The organism is Neobacillus niacini, from assembly GCF_036961885.1.
In the GTDB taxonomy this organism is placed as follows: domain Bacteria; phylum Bacillota; class Bacilli; order Bacillales; family Cytobacillaceae; genus Neobacillus; species Neobacillus niacini_H.
Map to the genome: position 1 here is coordinate 1 of NZ_JBALNQ010000023.1, position 1439 is coordinate 1439.

At 37.3% G+C, this 1439-nt stretch carries 1 protein-coding gene; it reads left to right on the top strand.

The annotated features are described in order from the left end of the window. Nucleotides 1-408 precede the first annotated feature (408 nt). Nucleotides 409-1377 (top strand): ring-cleaving dioxygenase, encoded by a 969-nt coding sequence (locus V7124_RS10665; RefSeq protein ID WP_335488812.1) that lies wholly within the window; start codon nt 409-411, stop codon nt 1375-1377. Nucleotides 1378-1439: the final 62 nt, after the last annotated feature.

Sequence of the window (1439 nt, forward strand, 5' to 3'; positions counted from 1 at the left end):
TTCCTATACTGAGCCTAAAAATAAAAGATTATTGACAAAAAAATTTTAAAGTATTATTATTATCTTATATTCGAGATAATTAAATTAGAGATAATGAAATTAAGGATTATTTTCCGGGAGTGAAATTAATGGAGAGAAAATGCAATAATTTGCCCTTTCTGATATTAATGCAATCATCCAGTAAGGAATAAAGTAAAATGTATATTTTTTTAAATCAATATCTTGAATTCGAGATAAAAGTGTTAAGATGATAATTATTGGTTTATTACTAATCCTTTGGCATTTGCTTTACTAGCTATATGACTAGTAACATCACTTGGAGGAATTATAATTGCAGAAATTATGTTAATGGCTAACGTAAACGGGCATTCTCCAAATAATGAAATAAATAATGGGAGTGATTAGGGGATGGAACTTTTAGGATTACATCACGTATCAATATTAACGGGAAAAGCGGAAAAAAATTATGAATTTTATACTAATATTTTGGGAATGAGATTGGTAAAGAAAACAGTTAACCAGGATAATACCGAATCCTATCATCTTTTTTATGCTGACGCGGAGGGAACCCCAGGAACCGAAGTTACGTTCTTTGATATCCCTTATATCGGGCGAACACACAGGGGTACTTCAGATATTTCAACTGTATCACTAAGGGTAAGAACTTCAGATGCACTGTTATTTTGGAAAGAACGGTTTACCCAATATGGGGTTGAACATGACGATATTCAAAAAAGAGCAAATCGTGATACATTGGCTTTCAGAGATTTCGAAGGGACAAGCATCATCCTGGTAGCTGATAACAGTGAAAAAGGTGTGAGAGCAGGTGTCCCTTGGCAAAGGGATGACATTCCAATGGAACATGCGATTATTGGATTAGGACCAGTAACCCTCACAGTCGCAATTGCAGAACCAACAATTGGGGTTTTAACAGAAGTAATGGGTTTTCGCTTTGTTGGTACCTATCCTTCACTTGAAGGGGATTTTCCTGATATATCGGTTTATGCAACTGGCGAAGGCGGCAGCGGCGCGGAGGTTCATGTTGAAACCAGACCTGACTTGCCAAAAGTTCGCTTAGGACGTGGTGGTGTTCATCACGTTGCCTTCCGTGTTCCGAATGAGGAAGAATACGATCTTTGGGCAGCTCGTTTGAAGGAATACAGGTTACCGAATTCAGGGAAAGTGGAACGCTATTACTTTAAGGCATTATATTTCAGGGAACCCAATGGTATCCTATTTGAATTATCAACAGATACACCTGGATTTGCGACAGACGAACCAATGGAAACGATGGGGGAAAAACTAGCACTTCCACCATTTTTAGAGCCAAAACGGAAAGAAATCGAAGAAAAATTACGACCATTAATTTTAAATTAAGGCTTTAGTGATCCAGCGTAAGATTGAGTCCGAATCAATGAGGCATTCGGACAGGTTTAGTG